Genomic DNA, 15,520 nt, shown 5'->3' on the forward strand with positions numbered 1-15,520 from the left:
AACGAAGTCGGGCTTTCTCACTATGAAGCACCTAGTGAGTCTGTTTGTCGTATGCGTGGTTTTTGGTTCAAACCGATAGGATGATGATGAAAAGGTCGCACGACTTGTTTCATGTATTATACTGCTAGTGGTGGAAACGTTTACATGACTGTATGTCTGCTCATGGAAGCAACGATAGATGGATTGCTAGACGGTTGTTTACGCGAGGAATCTAATCGATGAAATGCTGTCTAGGGTGGAGCAGTCTTGGTTGGGTATACATGGAATGATGAGTAACTAAGATGTCGAACGTTGAATTTAACCCAGTTGATCATGCGCACCGTCGTTATAACCCTCTGACGGGGCAATGGATATTGGTGTCCCCGCATCGTGCCAAACGACCGTGGAGTGGGCAGGATGAAAAGCCTGCTGCACAAACGTTACCGAGCTACGACAAGCAGTGTTTCTTGTGTCCGACCAACGAGCGCGTATCTGGCGATATCAATCCTGATTACCCCGGCACCTATGTTTTCAATAATGACTTTGCTGCGTTAATGGTGGAATCACCCAATGCGCCTGAATCGGACAATCCTTTGTTCAAAACGCAAGGCGTGCGTGGGTTAAGCCGCGTCATCTGCTTCTCGCCCGATCACAGCAAAACTTTGCCTGAACTGTCACTTGCGAGCATTCGTGGCGTGATTGATACATGGAATAGCCAAATTGAAGAACTCGGTAAAGATTACGTGTGGGTACAGGCTTTCGAAAACAAAGGCGAGACCATGGGGTGCTCACAGCCACACCCGCATGGGCAGATTTGGGCAAACAGCTTTTTGCCGAACGAGATAGCCCGTAAAGAAGATAACCTGCGGGCGTATTACCAACAGCAAGGCTCGAACTTGCTGGTGGATTATGTGAAGGCGGAGCTAAAAGACGGTTCGCGTGTGGTGGTGGATACCGAGCATTGGGTTGCGGTTGTCCCGTATTGGGCAGCATGGCCGTTTGAAACCATGTTGCTGCCGAAAACGCACATTCGCCGTATGAGCGAGTTGAGCGATGAACAGCGTGATGATTTGGCGATTGCCATTAAGAAACTGACCAGTCGCTACGACAATTTGTTCCAATGTTCGTTTCCCTATTCCATGGGCTGGCATTACGCACCGTTCTTTGAAGAAGGTACGGATATTGAACATTGGCAACTGCATGCGCTTTTCTACCCGCCACTGCTTCGCAGTGCGTCGGTACGCAAGTTTATGGTGGGTTATGAGATGTTGGCAGAGAGCCAGCGTGACTTAACTGCCGAACAAGCGGCGCAGCGTCTGCGAGAAGTCAGTGACGTTCACTACAAAGAAAACGTGTGAGCACAGTGCGAAAATGCATTCAGAAGCATGGCCTCACGGTGGCCATTTTTCTCCCGATTTGAATATAACCAAGAGCGATAGATATGTCTGATCTCATTCAAAATGTGAAAGCGTCTTTTGAGAAGGTATTTCACTACCCGCCCACGCACTTTGTGCAAGCACCGGGGCGCGTGAATTTGATTGGCGAGCATACAGATTACAACGATGGTTTTGTGCTGCCATGTGCCATTAACTATCAAACCATGATTGCAGCAGCAAAGCGTGATGACAATATAGTACGCGTGGTTTCGGTCGATTTTGGCAACGCCGTGGACGAGTTTGATCTTACCCAAGACATCACCTTTCAAGAAAAAAAAATGTGGGCGAACTACATTCGCGGCGTCGTGAAATGCTTGCTCGAACGCGGCTTTGTGTTCAAAGGCGCTGACATTTCAGTGAGCGGCAACGTGCCGCAAGGTGCGGGCTTGAGTTCTTCCGCCGCGCTAGAAGTGGTGGTCGGGCAAACGTTTAAAGAGTTATATCAGCTGGATATTTCTCAGGCTGAGATTGCGTTAAATGGTCAGCAGGCAGAAAACCAATTCGTGGGGTGTAATTGCGGCATTATGGACCAGATGATTTCTGCAGAAGGCCGAGAGAATAACGCCATGTTGCTAGATTGCCGCACGTTGGAAACCCAATTAGTCTCGATGCCAGAAGACGTGGCGGTGGTGATCATCAATTCCAATAAGAAACGCGGCTTGGTGGATAGCGAATACAACACGCGTCGTGAACAATGCGAAGAAGCGGCGCGTATTTTTGGTGTGAAAGCGCTGCGTGATGTGAGTATCGAGCAATTTAACGCTCGGGTCGGCGATCTTGATGAGCTCGTTGCTAAACGTGCTCGCCATGTGATCACCGAAAATGACCGAACGTTATCAGCGACGGATGCCCTTCGAAACGGTGATATGAAGCAATTGAGCGAGTTGATGGCCGCGTCTCATGCGTCAATGCGTGATGATTTTGAAATCACGGTGAAAGAAGTGAATGCTTTGGTGGATATTGTGCAAGGTGTGATTGGCGATCAAGGCGGCGTTCGTATGACGGGTGGCGGCTTTGGTGGCTGTATTGTTGCGCTAATCCCTCCGACGCTGGTCGATGACGTGAAAGCGGCGGTCGAGGCAAACTATGAAGCGCAGACGGGTCTGAAAGAATCTATTTACGTTTGCCAAGTGCATGACGGCGCGGGCTTGGTGAAAATGCCATAACCGCCGTTAAACACATAACCACTGTTAAACACATAGCCGCTGTTTAACGGCGGTGCTTTTTGAAACAGCCGTGCCTTTGGAAACAGCCGTGCCTCTAAGCCATTTCCTTTGGCATAAGCATTGGGTGTTGCTCATTGAACTTAGCGTTTGTTGGTGTGTGCCACAGAATTTCGATGCACAAGGGTCGGCGCGAAAATGGCGGATTCATTGTCAGCATGTTCTGAGCTAGCAAGTGCAAGAGCCAAACGCGCAGCTTTATCTGCCATGATTTGAATCGGGTAGCGCACCGTACTGAGGCGAGGGTAGATATATCGCGCGATTAACCCATCATCAAACCCCATTATCGATACCTGCTCAGGCACCTTAATGTTGTTTTCGTCTAGTACCGACAACGCACCCGCAGCCATGTAATCGTTGTAAGCAACGATACCTGTGGCATCAAGTGATTTCGTCAGAAGATTGGCCATGGCCAATTCGCCACCATCGCCGTTGGGTTCACCGTATTCGATATAGCTGTTTGGCAGCGAGATGTCATGGTCGCGCAGTGCAGCCAAGTAGCCTTCAATTCGCTGAGAAGCATCTTCGATCTTATGTGTTGAGGCAATGCACGCAATCTTGGTGTGGCCATGTTGGATAAGATATTCCGTCGCCAGATAGGCACCCTGATAGTTATCAAGCGAAATGCACCGTTCAGCCAACTCAGGAATGTATCGGTTGATGAGCACCATTCCTTTCACTTCCTTGGCAAAGCCGATCAGTTCTTCATCGGACAAGCCTTTTGAGTGGATAACCAGCGAATCACAACGGTTGTTGATCAGAAGTTCAATCGCATTGCGCTCTTCTTCCGCACGGTGATAACCATTGCCAATCAAGATGTGTTTGCCGTGTTCATGGGCCACGCTGTCCACGGCCTTCACCAAGGTTCCAAAGAAGGAATCAGACACATCGCTGACAAGCACCCCAATGGTATTGGTGTTTTGGCTGACTAACGCGCGTGCCGCGGCGTTCGGACGATAGCCCAGTTTGCTCATCGCGTGGGTGACAGCTTCAATCGATGAGTCGCTTGCCTTGGGCGATTTGTTAATCACTCGAGATACCGTCGCGACAGAGACACCTGCTACCTTTGCCACATCCTTGATTGTTGCCATGTATTACCTCTCAATTTTCTGACGTCATTTAACACCGATTACTTCATTGGCGCAATTGAGGGCCGGGTTTCATTGAGGTGGATGTGATGTTTACTGGCTGTTCAATCAATATTTGGGCGTATTTGGCGTCAACAAAAAGCCCGCGCTTATCGATGAAGATAAGCGCGGGCTGGTATTTGTATCCAATGAAACGGACGGCAATCAGCTAGCTTGGTACGCTGGATAATCCGTCAAGCCTTTCTCTTGACCACCGAACAGGGTGTTTGGATCGTGTTGTGCCATCGGATAACCATGACGCAAACGATCAGGTAAGTCTGGATTGGCAACAAATGGGCGTCCGAATGCAATCATATCGCCAAGCCCTTCATTGATGGCAATGTCTGCTTTGTCACTGTTGTAGCGTCCGGCATAAATGATCACGCCGTTGTACACTTCACGAAGCGCATGCTTGAACATGATTGGGGTGTCAGGTGCGTCGTCCCAATCTACTTCTGCGATGTGAATGTAAACAACGTTCAAGGTGTTCAACAGCGCTGCTGCCGCAACATAGGTTTCCACTGGCGAGCTATCGACCGTGCCATTCAGCGATGTAAAGGGTGCAAGGCGCACACCAACGCGATCTGCACCAATCGCATCCGTCATGGCTTCGATCACTTCTTTTAGGAAGCGCAAACGGTTTTCGATGCTGCCACCGTATTCGTCTGTGCGGTTGTTGGCTTCAGAGTCGATGAACTGATTCACCAAGTAGCCATTGGCAGCGTGAAGTTCAATGCCATCAAATCCGGCTTCTATTGCGTTCAGTGCCGCTTGTCGGTACTCCCCAATCACGTGCTTGATGTCGTCTTTCGACATTTCACGCGGTTCGACTACATCCACAAAACCCGTTGCGTCTGTACCGTTGTCGATGAACACTTTCACGTTTTCTGCTTTCAACGCAGAGGATGAAATCGGCTGCTTCCCGCCAATGTTATCAGGGTGCGTAACACGGCCTACATGCCAAACTTGCGCGAATATCACGCCGTCTTTCTCATGCACGGCATCGGTGACTTTTCGCCATCCTGCAATTTGTTCTTGGCTGTAAATGCCTGGTGTCCACGCATAGCCTTGACCCATTTCAGAAATTTGCGTGCCTTCGGCAACGATCAAACCGGCACTGGCACGCTGGGCGTAGTAGGTCGCCATGATGTCGTTTGCGGCATTGCCCGGTTGGCTAGCGCGTGAGCGAGTCATTGGAGGCATCACAATACGGTTTTTTAGAGAAAGCGAACCGAGTTGGATCGGTTGAAATAATGCATTGGTCATGTCGGACTCCTATAACTGAATGACAGTGAGAATACGCAGGATTGATGCTTGGTTGAAATTATCGATTTTTATGAAATGAATAATTTTATGTTATGAAGAAATGAAAAGCGTTGAGGTTTGAAGTAGTGAAGCAGAGTGAGAGAAAAAACGGGCGACCGTCGATTCGCTCAGAAGGAGAAACATCCCACCCACTGACACGGAAAGGTCTGTGGGTGGGATGCGTGTTTTTGCTTATTGTCGCTTATCGATAAAGCTTAGCGACAAAGATTAGCGACAAAGATTAGCGATAAACATTATTGGTAACTGTAAGAACCGTGTCGGCTTGAGAAAATCCATTGGTTGCCATTTGACCAATACACTTCAGGTTCTTGAACACATTGACCGCCTTCGTTCAAAAAGCCTGCGCCGTAGAACTCGCCGCCGCTGGTTAGGCTACATAGCACCGCATCGCTGCCAGCTTTGGCTTTGACGCGCTCACCAAGCTCAGCGGGGTTGTTCAATGATAGCCATTCAAACTGGTTAACGGTCGATAGAACCGGGCGCTCACCTTCTGAATCTCGTACCGTAATGTCATCCCCGCCTGTACATTGGAATTCACCATTGCCTAGGTCTTCAACATAACCGTGCAGCGTTTTTTCTGCGCCACTCACCGTCATTGGGAATCGACAAATATATGGATATTCATTACCCAAACGTAATGTCGCCAGATTGTTTAGGTCTGCTTTCGATAGATCTGCAGGTTTAAAGGTCTCCGTGTGTGCGAACCAGCTTGGTGGCATGGCAGTTTCAAAGTCCTCATAGCCATGTTCTTGACCGATGATTACTGGGCCTACCAAATCATTCACCGCTGGGTTGCGTGGCGTCTCTTGGCTATCCAAAATACTGATAGAACCATCTGCGCTTGAACAACTTAGGGTGATACGCTCTGGGTGGTTTTCCATTGGCAAGTTGATGTGGAACTTGTTGCTTTCACCGCTGTTATAGCGGGTGCTTGCAAGGGCAATACGCTGTACTGAGCCATTCTCGCCTTCAACCGTCAACTCACACTGTTTTTGGGACTGCAAAGTATATTGAGCAATGCCACCTTGGTGTGAGGCATATGACCATCTTGCGCCATTTACATGTTTGACGTTATCAATTTGCTGACATTTCCCGTCGGCAATAAATCCAGCGCCATCGTGAGAAGTGCCTGATTTGTCGAGGCTACATAGGGTTTGTTCACCCAAGGCAGCAGTAGGTGTGTAAGTGACGGCACCAAGGTGATCACCTTTGACCGATAGCAATTGATAATCCATTGACTGAGAAACAGGGTTCTCGCGCTGTCCGTTAACCGCCCAATACATTTCAGGCGCCGTGCGACACACGTTGTCATTGGCATCTTCATAACCGACGAAGTTGGCTTGCTCGCCGTTTGCGTTGGTATAACTGAACTGACAAACAGGCAACTGCGTGTTATCAATTTTCAGGGTTTGCCACTCTGTGCTCAGGCGATCAGATGCGCTTAGATCGCTCACCGATTGCCAGCCTTCTAATTGCGTTTCGATATAGCTCGGCGCAGGAAGGTCGTACAGGTTGCCGTAGTTTGAGTAAATCAGCGGGTAGACTTGGCTCGCGTTCTGTTCTGCTGGGTCGTAAATACCCAACATAGTGATCACCGGAACGCCTTTTGATTCAGGCTTGGTAAAGTCTGAATCTACCTCAACATATTGCTGCGAGATCTGATCCCACTGCGAGAATCCGGTCGTGCTGTTCATGTCTAGGTTGTTTGATCGGTTAAACCAATCCTGTGTGACACGTGATGCAATTGGATGCTCAAGCGTGTAGTGGCTAATCAAGCCTGTTCTTGCGAATTCACCGCCGCCCATGGCTTCACGCATGAAGCGGAACTCGCCCGCAAATGGAGGAACTGACTCCCCACTGGTTGGGTTTTCAACAGTAATCGGATCTGCCGTCCAGTGGAGGTTACCAATGAAGCGCTTGTAGCGGGCATCCCAACCCCAACCGGATTCCATATCATGAATGGAGTAGCCCTTAGGATGGTGTCCGCGGCCAAAATTGTGGCCGAGTTCGTGAGACCATTCGTTACCTCGTGTTGCATCCAACGTGACGATACCGCCACCACCGCTTCCGCCGTGTTGGACAACTTTAGAGCTAATCACGCCTGTGTCAGCATCTTTGGCTAAGTATCGTCCGCGGCTGTTGTGCGAGGTAATGTGGCTAAATGGACGTGGCCAGCTTGCGTTACCGCCCGCGGTATCCGTCACACCGAAGTTGGCGTTATTGATACCGATTGAGAATAGGCGCTTACCGACATATTCACGCATATCGCCGCCGTGCCATCCTGGCGTCTCAAACTCACTGGCTTTGGTGTATACCTTGCCGTTTGGTAGGGTGACTTTTTTCAAATGAATCGGGGTGTAATCCGCCATCACCAGTTTAGAAACGGGGATTTTCTGGAAGTAGTCGGTTGCTAGTTTTGGCATTTGCTTGATCATGTCGTAGCGATCACGCGGCTCAACCAGCATGCCGATATCGATATTTTGGATCACCATTTCTGGTGCACCACCAAATACTAAGCTGTCACTAGTCAGGTCGCCTTCACGGCCGCGGTTGTCGCTGAATCGTAGTGATAGACCCGGTTTCATCCATTCCCAGCTTAACGGGAAGCTCCATGCATGGTGAGAGAACACCACTTTGCTGCGGTCAGTTTTCACCTGATCCGTGTCTGCCAATGCGCTTGGTGGCTGCATTGGGAAACGTCCCATGCTGACGCCATCAACTTCTACATCGACCCACAATTGGTTGATGCCGTATTGTGCGGGTGTTACCAGCAACTGCGCTTCACGGGACATCACAAGGTTAGGGTGGCGAATGTCGTCGTTACCGGTTGGCATCACACTGGTGTGTGTTTGCGCGAAGTTCACGTGTGCACGCAGGTTGCCTTGTAGGTGGTTTTGCGCGTCACGGCTGTCGTTGTAACTGAGGCGTGCTGGTAAGGTGGTGAAGCTAAAGGTCTCGGTGTCACAACTTAACGTCGTGCAGCCTTTTAGCTCAACGTCATACGTGGTGTCGGGTTCTAGATCGCCAATGTAGAAGTGTGAACCTGTTGCGTTGTAGTTGAAGGTGATCGATGACTCACCTTCAGGGTACACGGTCAGCGCAATGGCATATTCTGCGTCTTCGCTGGTGGATTTCCATGCCAACTCTACGCCTTTGTCAGAAACGGACGCCGCTTGAAGTTCAGTGATCTCAGGTTGGGTTTGTGCGCCGCAGTCAGACATCACGGTGCGCAGGATCAAATCTCGCTCCCAAATGTAATTGCCTTCGTCGTCTTTCGAGCCACGCGCTGCTGGCATGTACTCGACATAACAACCCGTATCGTCTGGGGTCATGACACCCCATTCACGGTGCATGAGGTAGAAGCCACCGTTGTAGGGTTCATATTCCCAGTCGGCTTCTACAAACGGAAACGCGGTGCTGTATTCGCCGTTGGTGTCATTAAGCGGAAATTTTGGGTGGTTTTCGTGGTTTACCCAGTACTCTTTGCCTTCAAATTTTAGGAAACGGCGGCCATCGCGTTCGACAATGTTGGCGGGATCTTGTGCCAGTCGCTGCATGTTTTCCAACGCAGCGCGGGTTTGTTCACCCAGCGCTGCCAATGTGGTGGTTTCAGCAACCGAGGGAAGGCTGACGAGTGCGCTTCCTATGAGCAAAGCTAAGACTGATAACTTCATGTATTGTCCTTGAAAACTGTAATTAGAATTATGTGACTCGGATCTAATTTTCTTTCAAGAATCAATAATAATCAGCTGGTTAACGTCAATTCATAGATCTTGGTGCAAAGTGATTATTCAAGACTTTGACATTACTTCCATGGTGGTCGTGATATAACCAATGAATTAACTAAAAAATAAGCTGTAAATCAGTTAATTAGGTGTATTTTCTTTACTGGTTAATGGGCTCAATATCCCAAAAAATCATAAACGGTTCTGTTGAATTAGGGTGCTGAGTCGTAATACCAAGTCAGCCACGTTGCTGGACTCAAACTTCTTCATCATGTTGCCTCGGTGCACCTCAATGGTTCGCACTGAAACGCACAGCGTTTTCGCCATTTGCTGATTGGTTTGGCTTTTCAATACCAGCTTGAGTACCTCTTTTTCACGTTCCGTGAGGCTGGCGTATTTTTTCTCGACGCAAGCATGGCCTTGGCGTTGATAGGAGTGGGCAAGTGCTTTGTCGATGGCTTTCGCCAATTTGTCACCGTCGACGGGCTTTTGAAAGAAGTCGACTGCGCCGTCTTTGAGGGCATCTACCGCCATTGGCACGTCGCCGTGTCCTGTCAGAAAGATAATCGAAAGTGGGCTTCTAGCGTCGTTGAGCAGTGCTTGAAGCTCTTGCCCGCGCATTTCGGGCATCCGGCTATCTAGTACGATGCATCCAGGTTCGTGAATATCGACCTTCTCAAGAAATTCTGGGCCAGAGCTAAAATCTTGAATCTTGAATCCATAGGTTTCGAGCATGAAAACTAACGATTCTCTTACCGCTTCTTCATCGTCAACGACATAGACGGGACCAGTATTTGTCATCATTATTCTTGTTCTCTTTTAATGGGGATAATTACCGTGACTTCACAGCCTTTAGGTCGGGCAGGTTGAATAATAAAGTGACCATGGTGCGCATCAATCACGTCGCGGCAAATGGCCAGCCCTAGGCCAAGTCCGTCTTGTTTGGTGGTAAAGAAAGGTTCTTTTAAGGTTTGTTCGTTGGCTTCTAAACCAATGCCATTGTCAGCAACACGAATCACGATGTCATTCTCGCCATACAAGAGTTCAACGCTGACACCTGACGACGCATCCCATTCGAGATCAGCTAAGCAAGCCTCTTTGGCATTGCGCAGTAAATTGAGCATCACTTGTTGCATGCCAATGTAATCAAATTCGCCTTGTATCGGTGTGCCTTCTGCGGAGAACTTCAAACCGATTTTCAATGCTTGGAAATCAAACTCAATAAGCTCGATAGATTCCTTGATAAAAGCCGCAGGGTCGCAAATCACACGTTCACTCGGGGTACGTTTGATAAGGCTTCGTAAGCGCTGAACGATATCGCCAGCCACGCCAACTTGCTGGTGGATCTTGCCTAAAAAAGGCGCAAGCTCTTCGGCAGTCATCCCTTGAGCTAGCCGTCGCTGAATACCTTCGGAATAATTTTTAATGGTGCTTAAAGGCTGATTGATTTCGTGTGCAATGCTGCTGCCTAACTCGCCGACAATCATGGTGCGTTGAGCATGCTCCAGCATGGTGTTTTTCTCTTTGAGATCGAACAGTGTGCGTTCTAAATCCTTCTTGCTTCGATTGAAGTGATATTCAAGCCAGAAGTGATAAACGTTGAGAATGATGAGAAAGAGCACGATGCCAAACGTAATCAGTTGGTTTTTGGTGAGCCATTTGAAGAGACCTTCTTGCCAGCTCTCTTGCAAGGGGTGCATATCAAGGTGCTGAAATACTTGGTCTACGCGAACGGAACTGGCCGGCAAGGTCCAACCAATGTTGCCTGCCGCTGCTGCCGCTATTGAATACTCCGGCATAGACAATAAGGCCTGCGTGACTTTTTTCCCAATTTCGTTGGACGCACGTTCGGTTTTGGCCAGCGTCCAGTTGGGGTACAAGGCGGTGGTAACAGCACACACGGAGTTATGATGGTGTTTTCGGTCAAGTACTCGCAGTTGGTTGCGTTTCAACAAACCTTCTTTGGCCATGTTTTCCAATGTGCAAGCGGGGACAATAGCGACGTCTAACGATTTATCGAGCACGTCGAGCAGCAATTTATCGGTCGGCGGCCCTGTAAAAGTGATGTTGTTGTAGAACGCGCTACCAAACAGATCGAGTTTGTCGAGTTCGTAGCGTAAGGCAAGAAACCCACCAAAGGCTTTTTCGGAGACTGCTGCGACAGACGCATACTCAATGTCTTGCAGCGTTTGATAGGGCGAATCTTCACGCACGACGACCACAGAGGCGATGGAATGTGTTGTGTTATTGCTGTAGGCCGTTTTCTGCGTCGCTAACCAGTTCAGATGATATTGGCGGGCAATTTTGGTGGCTTGTCCGGGGCTGGTCAGCAGGAAGTCGAGTTGGTTGTGTCGAAACGCTTCGTCAAGTTCGTCGAAGTCATAGGTGTGCATTTCAAAGGTGGTGTTTGGAATTTGGGATTCCAACCAGTTCAGTGTGGGTAACCACGAACGATTGGCGTGATCATCCCCGCGTAATGCCAATACACCGACATCGTAGTGCTGCATCACTTCGGCTCTGACGGGACACGAACAAAAACAACTGATACTGACGACAAAGAGAAAAGCCGCCTTGATGCTAAAGAGGGGCACTAGGCGTACGAAAAATCCAGACAAAAGAGAGTTCTACTCGGTACAACATTGACTGGCGCGAATCATACCTGATTAAACCCTATTATTTATGTTGTTTTAGATCAAATTACTGACAATATTGTGGTTTACCACAATATCCTCCCTTCCTGTAAAAACGCACAATCCGTGCTACTGGCTCATTAGCAGCTATATCCGAATTTATAACATGATGCTTTTCAACGTGTTGGCACTAAAAAATAATCATAAAGCCTTCCACAAGCCTCATGTCTCCGATTTCAATCAGCTCAGTGATGAGCGATAAATTTTTAATGTTTTTTGGGAAGTGATGTGATGAAGAAATCGACGATCGCAATCGGGGTAATCGCGGCGGTAATGGCAGCAGGTTATGTTGGCTATACCTCAATGTTTGGTGCAAAAGCGGTTCAAGTAAGTGCAGACGTATTGAACGAAAAGTTCAATGAGTATGCGAACCCAGAAGCGTTCATTTCTGCTCAAGATTTGAAAAACATGATGGGCACAGATGCTGATGTGGTTGTCATTGGTGCACTAAACCCAGTGAAACCAGACGCGCCAATCGAAGGCTCTTTCTCCATGTGGCGTAACGATTACTCAGCGGCTGACGGCGATTACGCGTTCGATGGCATGCGTAATTCTGTTGACGAAATGGAAGCGATTCTTAGTCAGTACGGCGCAACGCCTTCTTCTACCATTGTTGTTTACGCAGCAAACTCTCATCACGATGCCGCTCGCCTTTTCTGGCAAATCAAAAACCTTGGTCATGACGACGTTCGCTACCTAGATGGCGGTTTGAACGCGTGGATGGGCGAAGGCTTCGCAACCGGTAACGCAAACCCAACTGTGGCTGCAACTAACTATGTTGCTCCAGCGCCACAAGTCGAAGCTGATGGCCTTGCGACACTAGAAATGGTGATCGACGCACAATCGTCTGAAGATTGGGTGATTTTGGATACGCGTGGCACCAACGAATTTGATGGTTCAACCACAGTTTCTGGCGCATTCGGCCCAGGTACCATTCCTGGCAGCGTTCATATCAACTGGACTCAAGCCCTTAACGAAGACAGCACGCTGAAATCAGCGGAAGAGCTGCAAGCGCTGTATGGCGACGTTATCAAAGGCAAAAAAGTTATCGCATATTGCCAGTCTGGTGTTCGTTCAGCACACACTCAAATGGTGCTGGAAGAAGTGCTAGGTGCAGAAGGCATCTACAACTATGACGGCTCTTGGATTGAATACAGCTACGCCCACTACGAGCAAACACGCTCTGAAGTCAAAGTACAAAACGGCAAAAGCTAATCATCCAAACCCGTTGCTTGGCCAATGAGCCAATGAACAAATGAGTAAGACAGTGGGTCAGTGTGTTGCTGACCCCTGCATCATGTGACGGATAACAAAAAGAATTCAACTTCTACTGGAAGCATAAAAATAATGAGCAATGTAATCTTTAGCCAAAAAATCTATGACGCGGCACAACGCGTAGTAGATGGCTGTATGGGCGATGCGGATCCTGCATGTCAAACAGCATGTCCAATGCACACTGATGTTAAGCAGTACGTGCGTCTGGCCGGTGAAGGTAAATATCAAGAAGCACTTGATACCATTCGCGGAAAGTTATTCCTGCCACAAACACTGGGCCGCATTTGTGCGCACCCATGTGAAGCAGCATGTCGTCGTAACACGGAATACGGTCAAGCGATCAGTGTTGCTGGCATCAAACGCTTTGTTGCCGAAAAAATGGATAACAAAGAAAACTGGGATCTTGCTGTTCTTAACCCTACGGGCAAGAAAATCGCAATCATCGGTGCTGGCCCTGCGGGTGCACAGGCTGCGATTGAACTTCGCCGTAAAGGTCACAGTGTCACTATTTTTGAAAAGCTGAACGTATATGGCGGCATGATGCGCGTCGGTATCCCTGAGTACCGTCTGCCACGCAACGTGATCGATTTCGAATACAGCTACCTAGATATGCTTGGCATCGAAACCAAATTCGGTGTGGAGATCGGCAAAGACATCACCTTCGCTGAATTGCGTGAAACCCATGACGCTGTTGTTCTGGCGCACGGTGCACACGTTGGTTCTATCATTCCGCTTCCAGGCCACAAAGCAGAAGGCGTTTTCTCTGCAGTTGAGTACCTGAAAGAAATTTCTGAAACCCGCGCGTTCCCACGTGCAGGTAAGCGCGTCATGGTGATTGGCGGCGGCGACGTTGCGATGGACTGTGCGCGTTCTTCATGGCGCATCGGCGCAGACGAAGTGCACCAGTGTTCACTGGAAGGCATGGACAAACTGCCAGCAAGCCACGTTGAAATTGAAGAATCGCTGGAAGAAGGCGTATCGTTCAATGCAGGTTGGGGCCCTATCTCTATCGAAGAGAAAAACGGCAAAGTGTTCTCAATTACATTGAAGCGCGTTATCTCAATCTTGGATGAAAACGGCAACTTTGCACCAAGCTATGCAGATGAAACACGCATTGTTGAAGTGGATACCGTGGTATTTGCAACCGGTCAGGTTGTTGCTGACATCACTGATGGTGCGCTTGAGCAAACCCGTGGCGGTCGTTACGTGGTTGATAAGAACACCATGGCGACTTCGGTTGAAGGCGTTTACGTAGCAGGCGATGCATGCGGCGGTAACATCGTGATTGAAGCGATGGCGCTAGGTCGTAAAGCGGCAATGAGCATTGAGCGTCAATTCGCGGGTCGTCCTTTGGAAGAAGGTCGTGATTTCCAAGACGAATACAGCTACGCATCTCGTCTAGACATCCCATTGCCAAAAGGCACGGTTGATGTTCCGCGTCTGCACGGTGAGCTACGTGATGCTGAAGAGCGCAAGCGTGACTTCGCCCAAGTTGATTTCGGATTTACCCAAGAGCAAGTGAAGCAAGAGTCCACGCGCTGTCTGCAATGTACGTGCAAACTGTGTATGAGCGAGTGCGTCATGATGAACGACTTCGGTGACTGTCCGAAGACCCTGTTCAACGACTTTGTGACCAAGAAAGAGATGGATCCACTGTTGGCTTACTCATGTAACGCCTGTGACCAGTGCACCATCGTGTGTCCGAAAGATTACCCAATGAAGGAAATCTTCCTAGGTGCTCGTGTTGATTTCGTTAACTCGAACAACGGTGAGTCACCAATGAAAGGGCACAAAGCGATCAACATGCACCAGAAGCTTGGCTTCTCGAAACTCTTCACTATGGCTAAACGCGCGGTAACCACAAAATGACCAATAAAGTATTTATGCCAGGATGCAGCCTGCCATCCTACTCTCCAGAAGGCGTTGCCGCGATGGCTGCGCACCTGAAAAACGTATTCCCAGAGATGGGTGCGGTTCAAAAATGTTGTGGTAAGCCTACGGCGGCAATTGGTCAGGCTGACAAATTTAAAGAGCGTTATGGCCAGCTTCAGGCTGACTTTGACTCGCTACAAGCTGAAGAAGTGATCGTGGCGTGCCAAAGCTGCTACGGCATGATCAAAAAATCTGGCGGTACCCAGAAGCCTTTGTCGCTTTGGAAACTGCTGCCAACTATCGGTCTGCCAAAAGAACTTGTTGGCAAAGCAAAAGACAGTGATGTGGTCTTCACCATTCACGATTCTTGCTCAACCCGCTACGAGAAAGAGCTGCAAGACGGTATCCGTTGGATCATGACTGAGCTGGGCTACAAAATCGTTGAGCCTGAGTACACCCGTGAGAACACACGTTGCTGTGGCTTCGGTGGCATGGTTGTGCCAGCGAACCCTGACGTAGCAAACCGTGTTGTTCAGCGTCGTGTTGACGAGTTCCAAAGTGACCACGTTGTTGTGTACTGCGCAGCATGTCGTGCTTCCATGATGGGTGTGGGTCAAAACGCTTGGCACATTCTGGACCTGATGTTTGGCCCTGTGGTGATGAAAGATTCTCCAGCGCCAGTGAACGTTTTGGCTAACCCGATGAAAGCGTGGTTCAACCGCTACAAATCACGTTCTGCGCTGATCAAGTGCGTGTCACTGTAATCGCTCAGTACGTTTAATTTTGGTCACGTTAGCGTGTAACACCCTCATGAGCTTCCGGTTCCCCCGAGTGTGTTGATGGTGCTTCCACGCTAACTGTCCGACC

10 protein-coding genes are annotated in these 15,520 nt (G+C 49.1%); 5 read left to right on the top strand and 5 right to left on the bottom strand.

Annotated elements, in window-relative coordinates; all coding sequences use genetic code 11:
• The first annotated feature begins 281 nt into the window (after positions 1-281).
• Positions 282-1,337, top strand: coding sequence for a UDP-glucose--hexose-1-phosphate uridylyltransferase (locus tag Q365_RS0120555; RefSeq protein WP_028025120.1), 1,056 nt, complete (start codon positions 282-284; stop codon positions 1,335-1,337).
• Positions 1,338-1,420: 83 nt separating this feature from the next.
• A complete protein-coding gene (gene galK / locus Q365_RS0120560; protein ID WP_028025121.1) occupies positions 1,421-2,581 on the top strand; it encodes a galactokinase in 1,161 nt (386 codons plus the stop codon).
• Between the two features lie 140 nt (positions 2,582-2,721).
• On the opposite strand, the gene Q365_RS0120565 is transcribed toward galK, so the two are convergent.
• The 5 genes from Q365_RS0120565 to Q365_RS0120585 all read right to left on the bottom strand — a co-directional run bounded on the left by Q365_RS0120565 (position 2,722) and on the right by Q365_RS0120585 (position 11,323).
• Positions 2,722-3,729 carry a substrate-binding domain-containing protein gene (locus Q365_RS0120565; protein WP_028025122.1) on the bottom strand — a complete coding sequence of 336 codons (1,008 nt, stop codon included), beginning with the start codon at positions 3,727-3,729 and terminating at the stop codon, positions 2,722-2,724.
• 201 nt (positions 3,730-3,930) lie between these two features.
• Positions 3,931-5,031, bottom strand: a complete 1,101-nt coding sequence (locus tag Q365_RS0120570) for an alkene reductase (protein WP_028025123.1) — start codon at positions 5,029-5,031, stop codon at positions 3,931-3,933.
• A gap of 293 nt (positions 5,032-5,324) precedes the next feature.
• Positions 5,325-8,765, bottom strand: a complete 3,441-nt coding sequence (locus tag Q365_RS0120575; protein ID WP_028025124.1) for a M66 family metalloprotease — start codon at positions 8,763-8,765, stop codon at positions 5,325-5,327.
• Between the two features lie 243 nt (positions 8,766-9,008).
• Positions 9,009-9,620 carry a response regulator transcription factor gene (locus Q365_RS0120580; RefSeq protein WP_028025125.1) on the bottom strand — a complete coding sequence of 204 codons (612 nt, stop codon included), beginning with the start codon at positions 9,618-9,620 and terminating at the stop codon, positions 9,009-9,011.
• Positions 9,620-11,323, bottom strand: coding sequence for a sensor histidine kinase (locus tag Q365_RS0120585; protein ID WP_245621587.1), 1,704 nt, complete (start codon positions 11,321-11,323; stop codon positions 9,620-9,622). Before Q365_RS0120585 ends, Q365_RS0120580 begins: the two co-directional genes overlap by 1 nt.
• Before the next feature lie 414 nt (positions 11,324-11,737).
• Between Q365_RS0120585 and Q365_RS0120590 the strand changes: the two genes are divergently transcribed.
• The 3 genes from Q365_RS0120590 to Q365_RS0120600 all read left to right on the top strand — a co-directional run bounded on the left by Q365_RS0120590 (position 11,738) and on the right by Q365_RS0120600 (position 15,417).
• Positions 11,738-12,721, top strand: a complete 984-nt coding sequence (locus Q365_RS0120590; protein WP_028025127.1) for a sulfurtransferase — start codon at positions 11,738-11,740, stop codon at positions 12,719-12,721.
• Positions 12,722-12,853: 132 nt separating this feature from the next.
• On the top strand, positions 12,854-14,650 hold the full coding sequence (locus Q365_RS0120595; protein WP_028025128.1) for an FAD-dependent oxidoreductase: 1,797 nt from the start codon (positions 12,854-12,856) through the stop codon (positions 14,648-14,650).
• On the top strand, positions 14,647-15,417 hold the full coding sequence (locus Q365_RS0120600; RefSeq protein ID WP_028025129.1) for a (Fe-S)-binding protein: 771 nt from the start codon (positions 14,647-14,649) through the stop codon (positions 15,415-15,417). Before Q365_RS0120595 ends, Q365_RS0120600 begins: the two co-directional genes overlap by 4 nt.
• Positions 15,418-15,520: the final 103 nt, after the last annotated feature.

Origin of the sequence: Enterovibrio calviensis DSM 14347 (assembly GCF_000621165.1) — a bacterium.
Lineage (GTDB): Bacteria > Pseudomonadota > Gammaproteobacteria > Enterobacterales > Vibrionaceae > Enterovibrio > Enterovibrio calviensis.

Coding starts and splice junctions, on each gene's coding strand:
- Q365_RS0120555 (WP_028025120.1), top strand. CDS start 282: ATGTCGAACGTTGAATTTAACCCAGTTGATCATGCGCACCGTCGTTAT.
- galK (WP_028025121.1), top strand. CDS start 1,421: ATGTCTGATCTCATTCAAAATGTGAAAGCGTCTTTTGAGAAGGTATTT.
- Q365_RS0120565 (WP_028025122.1), bottom strand. CDS start 3,729: ATGGCAACAATCAAGGATGTGGCAAAGGTAGCAGGTGTCTCTGTCGCG.
- Q365_RS0120570 (WP_028025123.1), bottom strand. CDS start 5,031: ATGACCAATGCATTATTTCAACCGATCCAACTCGGTTCGCTTTCTCTA.
- Q365_RS0120575 (WP_028025124.1), bottom strand. CDS start 8,765: ATGAAGTTATCAGTCTTAGCTTTGCTCATAGGAAGCGCACTCGTCAGC.
- Q365_RS0120580 (WP_028025125.1), bottom strand. CDS start 9,620: ATGATGACAAATACTGGTCCCGTCTATGTCGTTGACGATGAAGAAGCG.
- Q365_RS0120585 (WP_245621587.1), bottom strand. CDS start 11,323: ATGCAGCACTACGATGTCGGTGTATTGGCATTACGCGGGGATGATCAC.
- Q365_RS0120590 (WP_028025127.1), top strand. CDS start 11,738: ATGAAGAAATCGACGATCGCAATCGGGGTAATCGCGGCGGTAATGGCA.
- Q365_RS0120595 (WP_028025128.1), top strand. CDS start 12,854: ATGAGCAATGTAATCTTTAGCCAAAAAATCTATGACGCGGCACAACGC.
- Q365_RS0120600 (WP_028025129.1), top strand. CDS start 14,647: ATGACCAATAAAGTATTTATGCCAGGATGCAGCCTGCCATCCTACTCT.